15 protein-coding genes and 1 tRNA gene are annotated in these 19,200 nt (G+C 72.2%); 14 read left to right on the plus strand and 2 right to left on the minus strand.

Annotated features, from left to right (window positions below):
* Positions 1 to 30 precede the first annotated feature (30 nt).
* Positions 31 to 312, plus strand: coding sequence for an HU family DNA-binding protein (locus AC6CKD_RS11755; protein ID WP_007264399.1), 282 nt, complete (start codon positions 31 to 33; stop codon positions 310 to 312).
* Positions 313 to 546: 234 nt separating this feature from the next.
* Here AC6CKD_RS11755 and murA read toward each other — a convergent pair whose 3' ends face one another.
* Positions 547 to 1,890 (minus strand): UDP-N-acetylglucosamine 1-carboxyvinyltransferase, encoded by a 1,344-nt coding sequence (murA, locus tag AC6CKD_RS11760; protein ID WP_498327021.1) that lies wholly within the window; start codon positions 1,888 to 1,890, stop codon positions 547 to 549.
* Between the two features lie 273 nt (positions 1,891 to 2,163).
* Here murA and AC6CKD_RS11765 point away from each other — a divergent pair, with 273 nt between their 5' ends.
* From AC6CKD_RS11765 to AC6CKD_RS11820, 12 genes are all read left to right on the plus strand, one after another.
* Positions 2,164 to 2,724, plus strand: coding sequence for a YqgE/AlgH family protein (locus tag AC6CKD_RS11765; RefSeq protein WP_498327023.1), 561 nt, complete (start codon positions 2,164 to 2,166; stop codon positions 2,722 to 2,724).
* 84 nt (positions 2,725 to 2,808) lie between these two features.
* Positions 2,809 to 3,096 carry a DUF3039 domain-containing protein gene (locus AC6CKD_RS11770; protein WP_243337322.1) on the plus strand — a complete coding sequence of 96 codons (288 nt, stop codon included), beginning with the start codon at positions 2,809 to 2,811 and terminating at the stop codon, positions 3,094 to 3,096.
* A 153-nt stretch (positions 3,097 to 3,249) separates the two neighbouring features.
* Positions 3,250 to 4,899, plus strand: a complete 1,650-nt coding sequence (locus AC6CKD_RS11775) for a beta-N-acetylhexosaminidase (protein ID WP_498327025.1) — start codon at positions 3,250 to 3,252, stop codon at positions 4,897 to 4,899.
* 368 nt (positions 4,900 to 5,267) lie between these two features.
* Positions 5,268 to 6,200 carry an FAD binding domain-containing protein gene (locus AC6CKD_RS11780; RefSeq protein WP_498327027.1) on the plus strand — a complete coding sequence of 311 codons (933 nt, stop codon included), beginning with the start codon at positions 5,268 to 5,270 and terminating at the stop codon, positions 6,198 to 6,200.
* Complete coding sequence (locus tag AC6CKD_RS11785; protein WP_498327028.1) at positions 6,197 to 8,290, plus strand: (2Fe-2S)-binding protein; 2,094 nt, start codon at positions 6,197 to 6,199, stop codon at positions 8,288 to 8,290. The genes AC6CKD_RS11780 and AC6CKD_RS11785 overlap by 4 nt, the downstream gene beginning before the upstream one ends.
* Positions 8,287 to 10,620, plus strand: coding sequence for a xanthine dehydrogenase family protein molybdopterin-binding subunit (locus AC6CKD_RS11790; RefSeq protein ID WP_498327030.1), 2,334 nt, complete (start codon positions 8,287 to 8,289; stop codon positions 10,618 to 10,620). Before AC6CKD_RS11785 ends, AC6CKD_RS11790 begins: the two co-directional genes overlap by 4 nt.
* Before the next feature lie 170 nt (positions 10,621 to 10,790).
* On the plus strand, positions 10,791 to 11,264 hold the full coding sequence (locus tag AC6CKD_RS11795; protein ID WP_498327031.1) for a DUF2563 family protein: 474 nt from the start codon (positions 10,791 to 10,793) through the stop codon (positions 11,262 to 11,264).
* The gene (locus tag AC6CKD_RS11800; protein WP_498327033.1) at positions 11,264 to 12,748 is read left to right on the plus strand and encodes a WXG100 family type VII secretion target; all 1,485 of its coding nucleotides are present in this window, start codon (positions 11,264 to 11,266) and stop codon (positions 12,746 to 12,748) included. Before AC6CKD_RS11795 ends, AC6CKD_RS11800 begins: the two co-directional genes overlap by 1 nt.
* Before the next feature lie 21 nt (positions 12,749 to 12,769).
* Positions 12,770 to 13,945, plus strand: coding sequence for a type VII secretion-associated serine protease mycosin (gene mycP / locus AC6CKD_RS11805; RefSeq protein WP_498327562.1), 1,176 nt, complete (start codon positions 12,770 to 12,772; stop codon positions 13,943 to 13,945).
* 43 nt (positions 13,946 to 13,988) lie between these two features.
* Positions 13,989 to 14,414 carry a hypothetical protein gene (locus AC6CKD_RS11810; RefSeq protein WP_498327035.1) on the plus strand — a complete coding sequence of 142 codons (426 nt, stop codon included), beginning with the start codon at positions 13,989 to 13,991 and terminating at the stop codon, positions 14,412 to 14,414.
* Positions 14,415 to 14,430: 16 nt separating this feature from the next.
* Entirely contained in the window at positions 14,431 to 16,719 is a 2,289-nt protein-coding gene (locus AC6CKD_RS11815; protein ID WP_498327037.1) for a hypothetical protein, read from the plus strand.
* Positions 16,720 to 16,766: 47 nt separating this feature from the next.
* A complete protein-coding gene (locus AC6CKD_RS11820; RefSeq protein ID WP_498327039.1) occupies positions 16,767 to 17,369 on the plus strand; it encodes a hypothetical protein in 603 nt (200 codons plus the stop codon).
* Between the two features lie 76 nt (positions 17,370 to 17,445).
* On the opposite strand, the gene AC6CKD_RS11825 is transcribed toward AC6CKD_RS11820, so the two are convergent.
* A tRNA-Cys gene (locus tag AC6CKD_RS11825) sits at positions 17,446 to 17,517 on the minus strand.
* Between the two features lie 203 nt (positions 17,518 to 17,720).
* Here AC6CKD_RS11825 and AC6CKD_RS11830 point away from each other — a divergent pair.
* Positions 17,721 to 19,196: an MFS transporter gene (locus AC6CKD_RS11830; protein ID WP_498327041.1), complete on the plus strand. Its 1,476-nt coding sequence runs from the start codon at positions 17,721 to 17,723 to the stop codon at positions 19,194 to 19,196.
* Positions 19,197 to 19,200: the final 4 nt, after the last annotated feature.

Consider the following 19,200-nt stretch of genomic DNA (forward strand, 5'->3'; position numbering starts at 1 on the left):
TCTAAGGCACGTTGAACACGGGAGTACAACATGAACCGCAGTGAGCTGGTGGCCGCTCTGTCCGAGCGCGCCGAGGTGACCCGCAAGGACGCCGACGCCGTTCTGGCCGCGCTCGCCGAGACCGTCGGCGAGATTGTCGCCAAGGGCGACGAGAAGGTCACCATCCCCGGCTTCCTGACCTTCGAGCGCACCCACCGTGCCGCTCGCACCGCGCGCAACCCGCAGACCGGCGACCCCATCCAGATCCCGGCCGGCTACAGCGTGAAGGTCTCCGCGGGCTCCAAGCTCAAGGAAGCCGCCAAGGGCAAGTAGTCCGCCCTTGTGCCGAGGGCCGCACCGGCCCTCGGGACGGCAGGAGTACGTGATTACTCCTCAGCAGTGCGGAGAGGCGGCCACCCGGCACCGGGTGGCCGCCTCTCGGCGCTCCCGGCCCCGCGAGTGGCCCCCGGGAGTCAGAACGCCCCCACAGGCCCTGTACGGGGCTTGTGGGGGCGTTCTGGGCCGGTCTGCGTGGATCTACGGCGTACCGGCGTAGCGGAGCGCGGGTCAGACGAGGTCGCCGCCCGGCAGCTCGACCTTGGCGCCCAGTTCCACGAGCTTCTCCATGAAGTTCTCGTAGCCCCGGTTGATCAGGTCGATGCCGTGGACCCGCGAGGTGCCTTCGGCGGCGAGCGCCGCGATCAGGTACGAGAACCCGCCGCGCAGGTCGGGGATGACCAGGTCGGCGCCCTGGAGCTTGGTGGGCCCCGAGACGACGGCCGAGTGCAGGAAGTTGCGCTGGCCGAAGCGGCAGGCGCTGCCGCCCAGGCACTCCCGGTACAGCTGGATGTGCGCGCCCATCTGGTTCAGCGCGGAGGTGAATCCCAGACGGGACTCGTAGACCGTCTCGTGGACGATCGAGAGGCCGGTGGCCTGGGTCAGCGCCACGACCAGCGGCTGCTGCCAGTCGGTCTGGAAGCCGGGGTGGACGTCCGTCTCCAGCGCGATGGCGTTGAGCGGGCCGCCCGGATGCCAGAAGCGGATGCCGTCGTCGTCGATCTCGAACGCCCCGCCGACCCGGCGGAAGGTGTTCAGGAAGGTCATCATCGAACGCTGCTGCGCGCCGCGCACGTAGATGTTGCCGCCGGTGGCGAGCGCCGCGGACGCCCAGGAGGCGGCTTCCAGCCGGTCCGGGAGCGCCTTGTGGTTGTAGCCGCCCAGCCGGTCCACACCGGTGATCCGGATGGTCCGGTCGGTGTCGACGGAGATGATCGCGCCCATCTTCTGCAGGACGCAGATGAGGTCTTCGATCTCCGGTTCGACGGCGGCGTTGCCGAGCTCGGTGACGCCCTCGGCGAGGACGGCCGTCAGCAGCACCTGCTCGGTCGAGCCGACCGACGGGTAGGGCAGGCGGATCTTGCAGCCGCGCAGTCGCTGCGGGGCCTCCAGGTACTGACCGCCCTCGCGCTTCTCGATGGTCGCGCCGAACTGGCGCAGCACGTCGAAGTGGAAGTCGATCGGCCGGCCGCCGATGTCGCAGCCGCCGAGGCCCGGGATGAAGGCGTGGCCGAGCCGGTGCAGCAGCGGGCCGCAGAACAGGATCGGGATGCGCGAAGAGCCCGCGTGGGCGTCGATGTCGGCGACGTTCGCGCTCTCGACGTAGGTCGGGTCGAGCACCAGCTCGCCCGGTTCGTCACCGGGGCGGACGGTCACCCCGTGCAGCTGGAGCAGCCCGCGCACGACCCGGACGTCCCGGATGTCGGGAACGTTGCGCAGCCGGCTGGGCTCGCTGCCGAGCAGGGCCGCGACCATCGCCTTGGGTACGAGGTTCTTCGCGCCGCGGACACGGATCTCGCCCTCGAGCGGAGTTCCGCCGTGGACAAGCAGTACATCGTCACTGATGCCGGTCATGAATCTCGCGTTCCGGAGAGGGGTGGGCAGGGGGCCAGTGGAAAGGGTAAGGGGCATGACCCCCCTGTCCGTAAGGCTGACGGGGCCGTAGGACTGTCATGAATTCGCCACAACACCCTCAGTGCCCGCCAGGTGGCGGAGCGTCTCCTTCCGCCCGGGATCGGGCCGAAGGCCCGTGCGCGCCCCGCGCTGCCGCCGTGCGCCCTGAGCTGCGTACGGTCCGGATGCGCCGTCCACTCCCCCTCACGGGCGAATGTGCGAGATCATGTCGCCATGACCGAGGTGTCCTCCCTCACAGGGCGGTTGCTCGTGGCCACCCCCGCCCTCGCGGACCCGAATTTCGACCGCGCGGTGGTGCTGCTGCTCGACCACGACGAGCAGGGCTCGCTCGGCGTCGTCCTCAACCGCCCCACCCCGGTGGGCGTCGGGGACGTCCTGCTGTCCTGGGCCCCGCTGGCCGGCGACCCCGGAGTGGTCTTCCAGGGCGGCCCGGTGGCGCTGGACTCCGCGCTGGGACTGGCGGTCATCCCGGGCGAGGAGGGGCCGCTCGGCTGGCGCCGGGTGCACGGGGCGATCGGCCTCGTCGACCTGGAGGCCCCGCCCGAACTCCTCGCGGCGGCCCTGGGGGGCCTGCGCATCTTCGCCGGGTACTCGGGCTGGGGCCCGGGGCAACTCGAGGAGGAACTGGGCGTGGGCGCCTGGTACGTCGTCGATTCGGAGCCGGGCGACGTCTCCTTCCCGGATCCGGAGCGGCTGTGGCGCGCCGTGCTGCGGCGCCAGCGCAGCGAGCTGGCCATGGTGGCCACGTACGCGGACGACCCGTCGCTGAACTGAGCCCGCCGCCCGGGCCGCCGCCCGGGCCCCGTCGGTCCGGCCGCCGCTCAACCCTCGCGCGCGAGGGTCGGTACCCTGGCAGTCATGAGCACTCTTGAGCCCGATCGCGGGACTGGTACGGGGACCCTCGTAGAGCCGACGCCGCAGGTGTCCCACGGCGACGGCGACCACGAGCGCTTCGCCCACTACGTCCAGAAGGACAAGATCATGGAGAGCGCGCTCGGGGGCACCCCCGTCGTCGCGCTCTGCGGCAAGGTCTGGGTCCCGGGCCGTGACCCAAAGAAGTACCCGGTCTGCCCCATGTGCAAGGAGATCTACGAGTCCATGGGCCCCGGCGGGGACAAGGACAAGGGCGGCAAGGACGGGAAGTAGTCGTCCGGCCCTCCTGAAGCGGGACGAAGGCCCTCGGTGCGCACGTGTGCGTCCGGGGGCCTTTGCCGTGCCCCGAGGGCGGGTTAGGGTCGCCGCGTCAGCGCCCTGTGAAACGTACGTTGCACCTGATGCAACGGTGGAGGAGTCGAGGCCATGCCCGAGTTGATTCCGGAGCCGCGGTCCGCGCGATTCCTGCCCGACGGCGGCACGTACGAGCTCACCGACCCGCTCCTCGACGCCGGACCCGGCACCGAGGGCACGGCCCGCTGGCTGCGGCGCGAGCTCGGCGCCGCCACCGGCTGGGCGCTCCCGGCCCCGGTCCGCGGGGAGGCGTACGGCGAACGCCCGGTGATCCGGCTCGCGCTGCGCCCCGAGATCGGCCGGGGGGCCGGGGCGGAGTCGTACGAACTCCACCTCACGGCGGGGTCCGTCCTCCTGGAGGGCGCCGACGCGGCGGGTCTCTTCTACGCCGCCCAGACGCTGCGCCAGCTCCTCGGACCCGACGCCTGCCGCCGGGCGCCGCTGCCCGGAGCGGTGTGGCGGCTGCCGGTCGGGGACGTCGTGGACGGGCCGCGCTTCGGCTGGCGCGGGATGATGCTCGACGTGGCCCGGCACTTCGTGCCCAAGGACGGGGTGCTGCGGTACATCGACCTGCTCGCCGCCCACAAGCTCAACGTGCTGCACCTCCACCTGACGGACGACCAGGGCTGGCGGGTGGAGATCAAGCGCTACCCGCGGCTCACCGGGGTCGGCGCGTGGCGGGCCCGCAGCCGGTGGGGCCACCGGGCCTCGCCGCTGTGGAACGAGACCCCGCACGGCGGCTTCTACACCCAGGACGACCTGCGCGAGATCGTCGCGTACGCGGCGGAGCGGCACGTGCGGGTGGTGCCGGAGATCGACGTGCCGGGGCACTCGCAGGCCGCGATCGCCGCGTACCCGGAGCTCGGGAACACGGACGTGGTGGACACGGCGGCGCTGGAGGTGTGGGACGACTGGGGCATCAACGAGAACGTGCTCGCGCCCACCGAGGCCGTCCTGCGGTTCTACGAGGGCGTCTTCGAGGAGCTGCTGGAGCTGTTCCCGGCGGAGGTCTCGCCCTTCGTGCACGTGGGCGGCGACGAGTGCCCGAAGGCGCAGTGGCGGGAGTCCGCGGTGGCCCAGGAGCGGATCCGGGAGCTGGGGGTCGTCGGGGAGGACGGTCTGCAGTCCTGGTTCATCCGGCACTTCGACGGCTGGCTCGCGGAGCGCGGCCGCCGGCTCATCGGCTGGGACGAGATCCTGGAGGGCGGACTGGCCCCGGGAGCGGCCGTGTCCTCCTGGCGCGGCTACGCGGGCGGCATCGCCGCCGCCGAGGCCGGCCACGACGTGGTGATGTGCCCCGAGCAGCAGGTGTACCTGGACCACCGTCAGGCGGCGGGCGGGGACGAGCCGATGCCCATCGGGTACGTGCGGACATTGGAGGATGTGTACCGGTTCGAGCCGGTACCGCCGAAATTGTCCGAAGAGGCCGCCGCCCACGTGCTGGGCGCGCAGGCCAACGTGTGGACCGAGGTGATGGAGGACCAGAGCCGCGTCGACTACCAGGTGTTCCCGCGCCTCGCGGCCTTCGCCGAGGTGGTGTGGTCCCGGCTGCCGCAGCCGGAGGAGCGGGACTACGCGGACTTCGAGGCGCGGATGACGGCCCACTACCGGCGCCTGGACGCCCTCGGCGTGGACTACCGGCCGCCGGGGGGTCCGTTGCCGTGGCAGCGCAGGCCCGGAGTGCTCGGCCGCCCGATCGAGGGAGCGCCCCCGAACGTGTGACGAGCTGCGTTGCGGGGTGAGGGCGGGCTGACGGGCTCCCCGGCGCGGGAGCATCCGGCGCCGGGGAACGGGCCTCCGCCGGCGGGGGATCGAGGCCTGGGCGAGGCCTGGGCGAGGCCTGAGCGAGGCCTGGGCGAGGTCGGAGCGAGACCGGATCGCAACCGGATCGCGGCCTGATCGCGGGGGTGATCCGGGTGGGGTCGCGCGGGCCGTGCGGGGGTGGTGCGCCGGTGGTGCGCAAGCGGTGGACCCTCGCGTCCGGTGCTCCGGAAGATGTGCCAGAGTTGCCACGTCCAGGCGGTGAGCACGTACCGTACGGCGGACAGGCGTGAGCGCCGGGACCGGGACATCGGGAAGGGGCAGCTGGGTTGACCACGCACGCACCGCACGCACCGCAGGCACGGGACTCGTCCCAGGGGCCCCGCAGCGACCCGCGGGCGGGGAACGCGGCGCAGTCCGTGACGCTGCCGGCCTCGCTCGACGAGGCCGTGGCGGCGCTCGCGGCCATGCCCGCCGCCGTCCCCGTGGCCGGCGGCACCGACCTCATGGCCGCCGTCAACGCGGGGCTCCTGCGCCCCGCCGCCCTGGTCGGCCTCGGCCGGATCAACGAGATCCGCGGCTGGCACTACCAGGACGGCCACGCGCTGCTCGGCGCCGGCCTCACGCACGCGCGCATGGGCCGGCCGGACTTCGCCGCCCTGATCCCGGCCCTGGCCGCCGCCGCGCGCGCCGCGGGCCCGCCGCAGATCCGCAACGCCGGCACGCTGGGCGGCAACATCGCCACGGCCGCGCCGACGGGCGACGCGCTGCCCGTGCTGGCCGCGCTGGAGGCCGTACTCGTCATCGTCGGGCCCGGCGGATCGCGGCGCGAGATCCCGGTCTCGCACCTGCTGGCCGGCCGGGAGATGCTCCGCCCCGGAGAGCTGATCGGCTTCGTGCGGGTGCCGCTGCTGCACGCGCCGCAGGTGTTCCTCAAGGCCACGGGACGTACGGGACCGGGGCGCGCGGTGGCGTCCGTGGGGCTCGTACTGGACCCCGCGCGCCGGGGAGTGCGCTGCGCGATCGGCGCGGTCGCGCCGATGCCGCTGCGGCCGCTCGAAGCCGAGCAGTGGGTCGCTTCGTTGATCGACTGGGACGGGGACCGCAGTCTGGCCCCCGAGGCGCTGGAAGCCTTCGGCGAGTACGTCGCGGCGGCGTGCGTGCCCGACCAGGGGGAGCCGGTGGCTCCCGCAGTACTGCATTTGCGGCGGACGGTGGCCGTACTGGCACGGAGGGCCCTGGGGAGGGCGCTGAGCTCATGAGTGAGAACGAGAACACGGGTCCCGCGGCTCCTGCGGGCTCCAACTGGGGCTGGGAGCCGGTGCCGCACGGCGGCGAGTACGACTCCGACGCGACCGCCTTCGTGAAACTGCCGCAGGACATGCTCGACGCACTCGGCACCGGGGAGCCCCTCGCGGCCCCCGGGCACGGCTACGTGCCGCCGCCGATGATCGTGCCGCTGGGCACGGGGAGCACGGATCCGACGGCCACCGGCACCTGGAGCATCCCGGTGCAGTGGCCGGAGGCCGGTGCCGCGGCTCCGGCGGACAGGGGCGCGGGGGCCTCGGGGGCCGCTGCGCGGACGCCGATCCCGGCGTCGGTGCCGATTCCGGCGTCGGTGGCCGCGGCGTTCGCGGAGCCGGCTGCGGATCCGGCGGCCGAGCCCGTCGCGGAGTCCTACGGGGAGCCTTACGCCGACTCCTTCGGGGAGCCTTACGCGGAGTCCTTCGGCGAGCCCTACGCGGGGAGCCGGGCCGCCGCGCACGAACCGGGGTCCACCGCCGAGTGGCGGTTCCCCGAGGCGGCGGCGAGCGACGTGTGGACCCCGGGAGGCGCGGGCGACACGGGCAGCTTCGGGCAGCTCGCGGCCTCGGCCGACTGGAGCCAGGCCCCGGCGACACTGCCCGGCGGGGCCGCGGCCCCGTGGGCGACCCATCCCGACTTCGAGGGTGCGCGCGGGTACGTGGCGCAGCAGCCGGGCGGGGACGGGCCGGGCTCCGACCCGCTGGGTTCCGATCCGCTGGGCTCCGGGGTGCTTCCCGGGGCTTCCCCGCAGGCCGGCGGACCCTTCGGCTCCGCCTCCGCCTCGGGGCGCGGACCGCGCGTGCTGGGCGGGCCGGGCGTGGGGACCCCGCTGGACGGGGAGCCGGGCTACCCGGCCCCGCACGACATCGAAGCCGCCCACGGTCCGGCGCAGGTCCCGGACTCGGGGGAGCGACCGCATCCGGGGAACGAGGGCGAAGCCCGGGGTGCAGCCGAAGCCCGGGGTGCAGCCGAAGCCCGGGGTGCAGGCGAAGCCGGGGCGGCTGACGAAGCTCGGGCCGCCGATGGGGCCGCGGGCGAACGCGCGGGCGAAGCCGGGGCCGTCGAGGCGGAGCACGGGTTCGGCGCGGGCGTGCCGGGCTCGGGCGGAGCCGGGGACCAGGGCGGGACCGGGGCCGGGGACGGGGCCGGAGTCGGGGCCGTCGAGGCGGAGCAGGGTGACGGCGGAGCCGTGCCGGCCGCCGGCGGAGCCCTGGCCGCGCCCGCGCCGGGTGCCGACGACGCCGACCTGGCTGTCGAGACCGCTCCGGCGGGGGCGGCCGAAGGGGTTCCGGGCGAGGGGGCGACGTACGAGGAAGAAGCCGCCGACGGGGCGGACGCCGCGGCCGTCGCCCAGCACGAGCACCCGTCGGCCTCCTACGTGCTGCGCGTCAACGGGGCCGATCGCCCCGTCACCGGCGCGTGGATCGGCGAGTCCCTCCTCTACGTGCTGCGCGAGCGCCTCGGCCTCGCCGGCGCCAAGGACGGCTGCTCGCAGGGCGAATGCGGTGCCTGCGCCGTGCAGGTCGACGGCCGTCTCGTCGCCTCCTGCCTCGTCCCCGCGGCCACCGCGGCGGGCAGCGAGGTCCGGACCGTAGAAGGTCTCGCGACCGGCGGGGAACTGTCGGACGTACAAGAGGCGTTGTGCCGGTCGGGTGCGGTGCAGTGCGGGTTCTGCGTGCCCGGCATGGCCATGACCATCCACGACCTGCTGGAAGGCAACCACGCCCCCAGCGAGCTGGAGACCCGCCAGGCACTGTGCGGCAACCTCTGCCGCTGCTCGGGCTACTCGGGCGTCATCGAGGCCGTGCGCGAGGTCGTGGCCGAGCGCGGCTCGGCGGCGGAAGCGGCCGCCGCGGCCTCGGCCGAGGCCCGGATCCCGCACCAGGCCCCGCCGGGCGAGGGCGGCGTCCACGGGATGCAGGGCAACCAGGGGATGCAGGGGAACCACGGGATGCAGGGCAACCAGGGGATGCAGGGCAACCAGGGCAATCAGGGCGACCACGGAAACCAGGGCAACTACGGCACCCACGAGGGAGGCACGGCGTGAGCGCCCACGATGCGGCGACGGTCCCGGCAGCGGTCACGACACCGGTCTCCGAGGGCGCGGAGCCGTCCGAGTCGGCCGTCCCGCGCGGCATCGGCGCGTCCGTCCCGGCCGCCGACACCCGCGCCAAGACCGAGGGCACCTTCCCCTACGCCGCCGACCTGTGGGCCGAGGGCCTCCTCTGGGCCGCCGTGCTGCGCTCCCCGCACGCGCACGCCCGCATCCTCTCCATCGACACCTCCGCCGCCGCCGAGATGCCCGGCGTGCGGGCCGTCGTCACCCACGCCGACGTCCCCGGCGCCACCACCCACGGCCGCCGCATCGCCGACCGGCCCGTCTTCGCGCACGACGTGGTCCGCCACCACGGCGAGCCCATCGCCGCCGTCGCCGCCGACCACCCGGACACCGCGCGCCTCGCGGCCGCCGCGATCGCCGTCGAGTACGAGCTCCTCGACCCGGTGACCGACCCCGAACAGTCCTTCGGCGCCCCCGACCTGCACCCCGACGGCAACCTCATCCGGCACATCCCGCTGCGCTACGGCGACCCCGAAGCCGCCGGCGAGGTCGTCGTCGAGGGCCTCTACCGCATCGGCCGCCAGGACCCCGCCCCCATCGGCGCCGAGGCCGGGCTGGCCGTGCCGCGCCCCGACGGCGGCGTGGAGATCTACACCGCCTCCACCGACCCGCACACCGACCGCGACCTGGCCGCCGCCTGCTTCGGCCTCGAACCGGACCGCGTACGGGTCGTGGTCACCGGGGTGCCGGGCGCGACGGCCGACCGCGAGGACGCCGCGTTCCAGCTCCCGCTCGGCCTCCTCGCCCTGCGCACCGGCTGCCCGGTGAAGCTGGCCGCCACCCGCGAGGAGTCCTTCCTCGGACACCCCCACCGCCACCCGACGCTGCTGCGCTACCGCCACCACGCGGACGCGGACGGGCGCCTGGTCAAGGTCGAGGCGCAGATCCTGATGGACGCGGGCGCCTACGCCGACGCCTCCTCGGAATCCCTGGCCGCGGCGGTGGCCTTCGCCTGCGGCCCGTACGTCGTCCCGCACGCCTTCGTGGAAGGCTGGGCGGTCCGTACGAACAACCCTCCCTCGGGCCACGTGCGCGGCGAGGGCGCCATGCAGGTCTGCGCGGCCTACGAGGGCCAGATGGACAAGCTGGCGGCCGCCCTCGGCCTCGACGGCGCCGAACTTCGCCTGCGCAACGTCCTGGCCACCGGCGACCTGCTCCCGACGGGCCAGACGGTCACCTGCCCCGCCCCCGTGGCGGAACTCCTGCGCGCGGTCCGCGACTACGAACTGCCCGCCCTCCCCAAGGACACCCCGGAGGAGGACTGGCTGCTCCCGGGCGGCCTGGAGGGCGCGGGCGAGCCGGGCGCGGTTCGGCGCGGGGTCGGGTACGGGGTCGGCATGGTCCACATGCTCGGTGCGGAGGGCACCGATGAGGTGTCCACGGCCACCGTGAAGATCGTCGGCGGCGCCGCGACGGTCATCTGCGCCGCCGTCGACACCGGCCAGGGCTTCTCCACGCTCGCCCGCCAGATCGTCCAGGAGACCCTGGGCGTGGACGAGGTCGTCACGGCCCCGGTCGACACCGATCAGCCGCCGGCGGGCCCTTCCGCCCACGGCCGCCACACCTGGGTCTCGGGCGGCGCGGTGGAACGCGCCGCGAAGATGGTCCGCACCCAGCTCCTCCAGCCGATGGCCCACAAGCTCGGCATGTCCACAGAACTCCTCCAGATCGCGGATGGCCGGATCACGTCGTACGACGGCGCCTTCTCCACGACCGTCGCGGAAGCGATGGAGGGCAAGGAACTCTGGGCCACCGCCCAGTGCCGCCCCCACCCGACGGAGCCGCTGGACGGGGACGGCCAGGGCGACGCCTTCGTAGGCCTGGCCTTCTGCGCGATCCGTGCGGTGGTCGACGTGGACATCGAGCTCGGGTCGGTACGCGTCGTGGAGCTGGCGGTCGCCCAGGACGTCGGCCGGGTCCTCAACCCCCGCCAGCTGGAAGCACGTATCGAAGCGGGCGTCATCCAGGGCGTGGGCGCGGCCCTGACGGAGAACCTCCGCACGGCCGCGGGCTTGATCCGGCACCCCGACCTCACGGGCTACGCCCTCCCCACCTCCCTGGACGCCCCGACGGTCCGCATCGTCAAACTCGTCGAGGAACGCGACGTGGTGGCCCCCTTCGGCGCCAAGCCGGCGAGCGCGATCCCGGTGGTCACGGCGCCGGCAGCGGTGGCCTCGGCGGTCCGCGCGGCCACGGGCCGCCCGGTCAACAGGCTCCCTATCCGGCCATCGGCGGCGGTGGCGGCGCCCAACTCGTAACCTTGTGACCCTGATTGCACCTGCAACCCGGAACTTGGGCCTGTCTGACTCTGTCGATAGAGTGTTTGTGGACACTGGCGACGTGTGTGTGCGAATGCGCGTGAAGCGGGTGTGAACGGGGACGACGGGGAGTCGGGGAGGCCATCGTGGCAGTGGACTATGGGCCGGGCGTGTTCGGGCTGGACTTCGGCGTGGGCGTAGCCTCGCCGGCGGTTCTGGGCGCGCTGCAGGTCGAATACGAATCGCTGACGGACTACAAGAAGCGGGTCGACGGTCTGCTGTTGAAGCTGAACGGTTCCCCGGCGAGCGACAAGAAACTGGCGGACGGCACCCTCCCGGAGAACTCCCTCGGCGAGGGCTTCGCGGAGGCCAAGCGCCTGTTCACGGCCTACTCGAACGTGCATGCGCAGTTGGTTGCGCTGTCGAAGGGACTGGCTGACCAGATCGAGGGCCTGGGCATCGCGATCCAGACCGCGGGACGGGGCTTCGGGGGCGTGGACGAGGACACGAAGCGACGGATGCTGGCGATCAGCAAGCAGGCCGACGCGAACTACGTCCCGGAACGGGACCCGTTGGCACCGCCGCCGCAGGGTTCGGCTTCGCAGGGCGGCTCGTCGGCCGGAACTCAGGGGGAGGGCTTCTGATGGCATCGAACTTCGAGAGCCACACGCACCAGGAACTGCTGGCCATGCTGGCCTCGGCCAATGCGGAGACCCTCAAGGCGCGCGGCGCCCAGCTGACGGACGCCGCGGCGACCATCAAGGAGATCGGCGAGAGCCTCAAGGACCACCGGGTGACCGGCTGGGAAGGCGAATCGGCCACGGCCTTCCAGGACTGGGTCAGCCGCACGGGCAACGCGACGCTACGCCTGAGCGAGTACAGCGCCGAGGGCGGCAAGCAGCTCACGCAGGCCAGCCAAGTCGTCATCGAGGTCAAGGCCAACATGCCGACGTACGACTCGGCGGCGGCCGCCAACCTCGACGCGGCCCGCGAGTACCGCAACGACCCCGACGCGGCGCAGATCGGCATGCAGGCGCACTCGAAGCTGAGCGGCGACCGGCAGCAGGCGATCCAGCAGATGACGAAGCTGGCGCAGGGGTATGAGGCTTCGGCCACTGGGATGGAGAAGGCGGAGGTTCCGACGTTTCCGCCGCCTCCGGCAACGTTCGTTCCCCAGGTCAAGGACGGTGGGCAGGAACTGGAGCGCTCTGGAGGCGTTTCCGGAGGCGCCTCTGGAGGGGGTATTCAGGGGGCAGTTGGGGGAGGAAGCTCGTCGCTCCCCCCGGCAGGAATGGGTCCCAGCGGTTCGTCGCATGGCTCCGGCCCGCAGCCGTCACCGACAGGTCCGACACCGGGCCCTGTTCCGATGCCCCCCGACCGTAACGTGGGTACCGGTCTTGATTCCGTTGGTCCGACGCCGAGTACGCCCCTCCCGTCGGCGCCAGGAGTGCCCGGAGGCCCGAGTCCGGTCGGACCTGGTGGTGGTCAGGCTGTTACCCCTGGCGGGTTCGTTCCTCCTGTAACGATGCCGCCGCGCGGTGGCGCCCAGAAGCCGATCGGTGGAATCGGCCCTGGCGGATTTGGGACCGGGGGTCCCCCCGGCCCCGGCAGCATCGGTGGGAAGGGCGGCGGAGCAGGGGGCGTTGCCGGTCTGCCCCCGCGCGACAGCGGGATCTCAGGCGGCCGACCGGTGACACCAGGTGGCCCGGGCGTGAGCATTCCCCGGGGGACGGTTATCGGCGGCGAGGGCGGCCAGGCAGCCGGGCGCGGTATGGGTATGGGTGGCGGAATGGGCGCGGGCGGTGGCGGCGCGCACGGCGGTCTCGGCGGCTCCATGGTCGGGCGTCGTCTTGCAACCGAGACTGGCGGTGTCGTTGGTGGTCGCCAGCCGAGTGTGGGCGACCGCTCAATCTCTGGTGGCCAGCCGTTCACGCAGGGTGGTTCCGGGCTGGTTCGCGGTGGGCCGGGTACCGGTCCTGTGAGTGGCGCGATGGGTCATGGTGGCGCGGGTGCGCAGGCGCCCGGTCGGCGGGGCGACGGTCGACAGGGCGAGCGCCCTGACTACCTAGCTGAGGACGAAGAGACGTGGCAGGGCGACGGTCGCGTCGTTCCGCCGGTGATCGACTGAGTGGAGCGGACCTTGCACGGGATGCGTTTGCGTGGGGCGACGGCAGCCTTGGCCGGTTTCCTGTTGGCCGGGATCGCCGCGACCCCGGCCCATGCGGAGACCATTCGGTCCCAGCAATGGCATCTCGCCTCGATGAAGGCCGATGAGATCTGGAAGACGAGCACAGGCAAGGGGGTCACTGTCGCTGTAATCGACACGGGTGTCGGTCGCATTCCTGAGCTGGAAGGGCAGGTTCTCCCTGGCAAGGACCTTGCCACGGCAAACGAGGGAGATGAACGCACCGACTACGAGAAGCACGGAACCACCATGGCTGCGTTGATCGCAGCAACGGGTAAGCATCCGAGTGGTGATGGTTCTTTTGGACTTGCGCCGGGAGCCAAGATCCTTCCGATCCGTGTCCCTCATGAGTCACGCGAGACGGCTCCGTCTTGGACCGAGGCGATCCGATACGCGGCAGACTCCGACGCCAAGATCATCAATATCTCGCTGGGTATGCCCAAGGATGATCCCGCGCGGCTCGATGCCGTTAAGTACGCCCTGTCCAAGGGGAAGCTAATCTTTGCTTCCGTAGGTAACGAGGGCGATGCAGGTAACAAAGTCCTGTATCCGGCTGCAACGCCAGGCGTCGTGGGCGTCGGCGCCGTGGGCCCCGAGGGCAAAATCACTGCGGAGTCTCAGCACGGCCACCAGGTCGACCTGGTGGCCCCAGGCATCGACATCGTCACGGCTTGTGCCAGCGATACCCAACTCTGCAAGAACCACGGCACAAGCGACGCCACCGCCCTGGCCTCCGCCTCGGCTGCTTTGGTCTGGTCAGCCCATCCCGACTGGACCAACAACCAAGTGCTTCGGGTCCTCATGAACACGGCTGGCAAGCCTACTGACGGTGCCGCGCGCAGTGACTTCGTCGGCTATGGCATCGTCCGCCCGCGTATCGCTGTGGCCAACCCCGGCGACCCCGGCCCCGCGGACGTCTACCCGCTCCCCGACCTGGCGGCAGCCAGCGGTGGCACCGGGACGAAGGCCCCGTCGGCGCCCGCCTCCACCGCCCCCTCCGGCCAGGCGGCCCCCGCGCCGCAGACCGAGGCAAAGGCGGAGGACAGCGGTGGCCTCCCCTGGCTCGCGCTCGGCCTCGGTGCCTGCGTTCTCATCGGTGGAGCCGTCACCGCCGTTGCCCTCCGGGGCCGGCGCCGCTGAACCGCACACCACGACTGCCAAAGCCAGAAGGGAAGGCCACGCCATGTCGTTCGACGAGGAATGGTCCACGGCCCGGAACGCTGCGTCCGCCAACGTCGCCACGCGGCTCAACAGCGTCCCGTCCGCGCCCGGACCGGGCGGCGGCAGTGCCGATCTGGAGCTCGACCAGGACCACATCGGCGAGGTCGGCTCCGAGGCGTACAAGCTCCACACCCGGCTCTCCGCCGACGGCAGGCACGCCGCCGGCTCCACCGCTGAGGCGGCTGGCGCGCTCACGCGCGAGGGCTTTGCGAGCGGCGCGGCCCTGCTCAAGGTCAACACCCGCTGGGAGAGCCAGCTCAAGACCCTCGTCGCCGCCTGCGCGAACATCTCCAACGGCCTGAACTACTCCCTCTCCTCGCACAGCAAGGAAGAGCAGCAGCTGGACGCCGATTTCACGGCCTCCAAGGTCGACCAGCTCCTCGAGTAGTGAAGGTGTCGGACACGTGCTGACGTACGAGAACGTCATGAACGCGCCCCTGGGCCCGCTCCAGACGGCAATCACCGACTGGGCCGCGATGGTCAAGAAGCTGGACGAGCTGGCGGAGTCGGCGCGCAACGGCATGAAGGCCAAGTCGGACAAGGCCCAGTGGAACGGCGTCACGGCGGGTGTCGCCCGCTCCCTCGTCGACAAGACGGCCAAGGAATTCGACGACGCGGCCCGGGAGGCCAGGGGCATCCACCTCCTGCTCACCGACGGCCACGCCACCCTCAAGGCGGTCCAGGAGCAGATCAAGAAGCTGGTCGCGGACGCCCCGGGCGCCGGCTTTCGGATAGACGAGAGCGGGAGGGTGTCCGCCGTCCCGCTCGCCGATGCGCAGGACCGGTACGCGGCCCAGCACGATCCGGACTACCAAGCGTCCCTCCGTAAGAACCAGGGCCTATGGCAGGACCGGGTCAACCGGGCCGTCGAGGACGCCCAGGACGCGGACGACTCCCTCGTCCGCGCGCTCCAGGCCAATGTCACGGACGACAGCAACTTCACCGCGCCGAAGTACGGCACGCTCGACGCCGAACAGGCCGACCGGGCGGCCGCGCTGATGAAGAAGGTCACGGGTGACGGCGGCACGGCCCGCAACCCCGGGGCGCTGCGCGAGCTGGAGGACCTGCTCGACGACAACCGCGAGGACCCCGAGTTCGCGACTGGCTTCTACCGGACGGTCGGCGCCGAGGGCACGTTGGAGATGTACGCCACCATGTCCCTGGACGCCACGAGCCTCGGCGTCGCGGGCAAGGACCGTGCACTGATGGTCGCGAACATCCAGAGCGACATGGGCGCGATGCTCGGCCTGGCCACGCACAAGGACGTGCCGAACCACCTCGACGCCGCGTGGACGACCCAGCTGATGAAGGCCGGCCGCAAGGAGATGCAGGTCACCGGCAGTGTGACGACGATCTACGGCTATCAGGCGCTCGGTGCGCTGATCCGCGAGGGGACGTACGACAAGGAGTTCCTGACCTCGGTCGGCCGCGACATGGTCGCCATGGACCGCAAGGATCCGAAGGCCTGGGAGTACCACACCCCGTACGGCCTCGACTCGGTCCTGAACCAGGGCGAGGGTGGCGGCCGGGGCTTCTACCCGCTGACGGGCCTCATGGAGGCCCTCGGCAACAACCCGGACGCGGCGACGGCCTTCTTCAACGAGCCGGTCCGCGAGGACTCCAACGGCGACGGCGTCGTGACGGAGGACGCCAAGCCGGTCGGCGGGCAGCACGGCAAGGACCAGGGCATGGTCGACTACATGCTCGACAAGAAGCCGTACGCGGACGGCTTCGACATCGCGAAGGCGGGCGACCCCCACGCCGCGCAAGAGGCGCTCGGCGGCGCCCTGGAAGCGGCGGTGTCGGGCCGCGCGGCGGGCGACGGGGACGCGAAGCCCGTACCGCACACGGCGGCGATGACGGACGTCATGGAGCGGGTCGTCGCAAAGATCAGCGACGACCCGGAACTGGTCGCCGCGAAGCCTGGTGGGGACGAGAAGGCGCCGCTCGCCGGGCTGTCCGGCCACTTCGGCCAGATGCCTGCCGAATACGTGCCCGACCTGCAGGCGTCCGCCGCCCATCATTCCGCCCAGATCAAGGTCAGTGGTGAGATGGCGGAGTTCAACAAGGCCGACATGGCCCGCTTCCTGGGTGTGGTCGGTCAGGATCCGGAAGCGTACGGGGCGATCGTCAACGCCAACCAGGCCTTCTCCGCGGTTCTCGTCAACGACGTCATTGCGCACCGCGCGGAGCACGGGCACTTGGACACGGCGATCGAGAACGCCGTCTTCCCTGGTGCGCAGATCACCGGGATGCTGACGGAGGCCCGGGCCCAGAACATGCACTCCGACACCGCTCACAGCAATGAGGAGTACGTCAAGGGCGTCGAGGACACCGCGAAGTGGATCAACCGGGGCATCACCGCGGCGGGCGGCAAGTACGTCGAGTTGGTGCCGCTCGCCGGTGACGTCCTGGAGTGGGTCCAAGAGGACGTCACCGAGCACTTCGTGGAGGATGCGAAGAAGGAGGGCGAAAACAAGACGGCCGAGACGGAGAAGAAGGTGGCCACGATGTACGCCGCTGCCGAGGAGCGGTCGAGCAGGGCGGCGGACGCCGCCGTTCGCCACGCGGCGGCCGGGGCGGGCATGTCGGCGGCGGACGTGGACACCTTGGCGACGGCCGCTTCCAAGGAGTCGGCCGTCGGCCACTCCGTCGGCAGGGACCTGGTGGCCTCGTCGGCCAGTCGGTCGTGAACGTCGGCGGCGAGGCTGTCGGTTCGCAAGGTGAAAGGGACGCGGGGATGGCGTGGGTTCGGGCGATGCGCGTCACGGGGGTCGTGGCGGGTCTGGTGTTCGTGGCCGGGTGCGGGGGTTCGGACGCCGGGGCGAAGGCTCCTGTCGTGAAGAACCCCGAGGTCGCGGCGACCGAGGCATGTTCCGGGCTGCTCGGGGAGGCGGGCGCGGACGCGCTGGGGAAGGTCCTGCAGTCCTGGTACCTGGTCCCGGACGCCAGGGGGGCCGTGGGCGCGGTGGCCATGGCCGAGGCCGTGGAAGAAGCCCGGGCCGTGCCGTCGTGCGTGGTGACCGGCCGGATCGGGTCGGGGAAGCGCGTAGCGGAGGTCCGGCCGACGATGGACGGTGCCGCGGGGGGCGGCGTGCGCGTCGTACGTGCTGACAAGGAAAGGGCGGTGGCGTTCGACTGCGTCAGCGCCCGGGCCGGGGCCGCGGGCTCCGTGCGCCTCAGCGTCGCCTTCAAGGACCAGTGGGACAGCGAGGGCGAAGCCAAGCTCGCGGGGGACTACCTCGTCATCGCTCACTCCGCCGCCCGCGCGCTGGCCAAGGAGCTGGGCTGCCGCGATGGTGGCGGGCTCCCGGAACAGGCCTCGGCGCTGCCGGCCGGCTGAGCGAGGTTCCCCCACAGGGACGGAACGGCGAAGGCCGCTCAAGGGCGGGTCTTCCCCTGAGCGGCCTTCGCCGTAGAAGCCGTGACCGGAATCGAACCGGCGTAACTCGCTTTGCAGGCGAGTCCCTCAACCACTCGGGCACACGGCTGGGTGGTGGTGATGGGTATGACCGTACGAGGGTGCGGGAGGGTGGGGAAGGGAATCGCGGGGCGTGCAATGTGACTGCCATGCCGCGTTCACAGGCGGAGGGTGGAGGGGGCGGGCGGGACCTTTGGCCTAGGGCTGGGGGAGGGGGTGGGATCGGTCGGAATGACAGGGTCGAAAGAGTGGTACGGGCCTTACTCTGGGGCGATGAGCGTCCTTCCGCAGCGAGCTGATGTACCAGCCGGCCCGATACCCGACCGACCGAAGGGCGGGATCCTCGGGCCGGCGTACCGGACGCTCAGCATCGGGATCATCTCCGTTATTTTTTTGATCGCCTTCGAGGCCACCGCCGTCGGGACGGCGATGCCCGTGGCCGCGCGGGAGCTGAACGGGATCGGGCTCTACGCCTTCGGCTTCTCCGCCTACTTCACCACCAGCCTCTTCGGGATGGTGCTCTCCGGGCAGTGGGCCGACCGGCAGGGGCCGCTGCGGCCGCTGACCGTGGGGATCGGGTCCTTCGCCGCCGGGCTGGTGTGTTCCGGTACCGCCGGGACGATGTGGATGTTCGTGCTCGGGCGGGCCGTGCAGGGGTTCGGTGGCGGGCTGGTCATCGTCGCGCTGTACGTGGTCGTCAGCCGGGCCTACGAGGAGCGCCTGCGGCCCGCGATCATGGCGGCCTTCGCGGCGAGCTGGGTCGTGCCCTCGATCGTCGGACCGCTGGCGGCGGGCACGGTGACCGAGCAGCTCGGGTGGCGCTGGGTCTTCCTCGGGATCCCCGCGCTGGTCTTCGTACCGCTGGCCGTGGCGTTGCCCGCGATCCGGCGGAGCGCCTCCGGGCCGGTGGACCCCGAGGCTCCGCCCGTGGCGTTCGACCGGCGGCGGATCCGGCTCGCGCTCGGGATCTCGGCCGGTGCGGGGCTGCTGCAGTACGCCGCCCAGGATCTGAGGTGGCTGTCGTTGGTTCCGGGGATCGCCGGGGCGGCGCTGCTGGTGCCGGCCGTGCTGGGGCTGCTGCCGCGCGGGACCTACCGGGCGCGGCGCGGGCTGCCGTCGGTGGTGCTGTTGCGCGGTGTGGCGGCGGGGTCGTTCATCGCGGCGGAGAGCTTCGTACCGCTGATGCTGGTCACCCAGCGGGGGCTGAGCCCGACGATGGCCGGGTTCTCGCTCGCGCTGGGCGGGGTGACGTGGGCGGCCGGCTCGTGGGTGCAGTCGCAGGGGCGGGTGGCGCCGCACCGGGAACGGCTGATGGTGCTGGGCATGATCATGGTCGCGGCGGCCATCGCCGGGGCGCCGGCGGTGCTCGTGGAGTGGGTGCCGGTGTGGATCCTGGCGCTGGTGTGGGCGCTGGGGTGCCTGGGGATGGGGCTCGTCATCGGCGCCACCAGCGTGCTGCTGCTCAAGCTGTCGGCGCCGGAGGAGGCGGGGGCGAACTCCGCCTCGCTGCAGATCTCGGATGCGCTGGCGAACGTCGTGCTGCTGGCGGCCGGGGGTGCGGCGTTCGCCGCGCTGGGCGGGGGAGCGGTGGGTGCGGCGCACTCCGTGGCGGAGGGGGCCCGGGCTTCGCACCCCGGTGCGTTCGTGGTGGTGTTCCTGCCGATGGCCTGCGTGGCCTTGGTGGGGGCGTGGGTTGCCACCCGGCTGGACGCGGAGCCCCGGCTGGATGCGGAGCCCCGGCAGGGTTGAGGTC

The organism is Streptomyces sp. GQ60 (assembly GCF_059758875.1).

Bases quoted from the DNA above. Each gene is read 5' to 3' on its own strand.
- AC6CKD_RS11755 (WP_007264399.1), top strand. From the start codon at position 31: ATGAACCGCAGTGAGCTGGTGGCCGCTCTGTCCGAGCGCGCCGAGGTG.
- murA (WP_498327021.1), bottom strand. From the start codon at position 1,890: ATGACCGGCATCAGTGACGATGTACTGCTTGTCCACGGCGGAACTCCG.
- AC6CKD_RS11765 (WP_498327023.1), top strand. From the start codon at position 2,164: ATGACCGAGGTGTCCTCCCTCACAGGGCGGTTGCTCGTGGCCACCCCC.
- AC6CKD_RS11770 (WP_243337322.1), top strand. From the start codon at position 2,809: ATGAGCACTCTTGAGCCCGATCGCGGGACTGGTACGGGGACCCTCGTA.
- AC6CKD_RS11775 (WP_498327025.1), top strand. From the start codon at position 3,250: ATGCCCGAGTTGATTCCGGAGCCGCGGTCCGCGCGATTCCTGCCCGAC.
- AC6CKD_RS11785 (WP_498327028.1), top strand. From the start codon at position 6,197: ATGAGTGAGAACGAGAACACGGGTCCCGCGGCTCCTGCGGGCTCCAAC.
- AC6CKD_RS11800 (WP_498327033.1), top strand. From the start codon at position 11,264: ATGGCATCGAACTTCGAGAGCCACACGCACCAGGAACTGCTGGCCATG.
- mycP (WP_498327562.1), top strand. From the start codon at position 12,770: ATGCGTTTGCGTGGGGCGACGGCAGCCTTGGCCGGTTTCCTGTTGGCC.
- AC6CKD_RS11810 (WP_498327035.1), top strand. From the start codon at position 13,989: ATGTCGTTCGACGAGGAATGGTCCACGGCCCGGAACGCTGCGTCCGCC.
- AC6CKD_RS11820 (WP_498327039.1), top strand. From the start codon at position 16,767: ATGGCGTGGGTTCGGGCGATGCGCGTCACGGGGGTCGTGGCGGGTCTG.
- AC6CKD_RS11830 (WP_498327041.1), top strand. From the start codon at position 17,721: ATGAGCGTCCTTCCGCAGCGAGCTGATGTACCAGCCGGCCCGATACCC.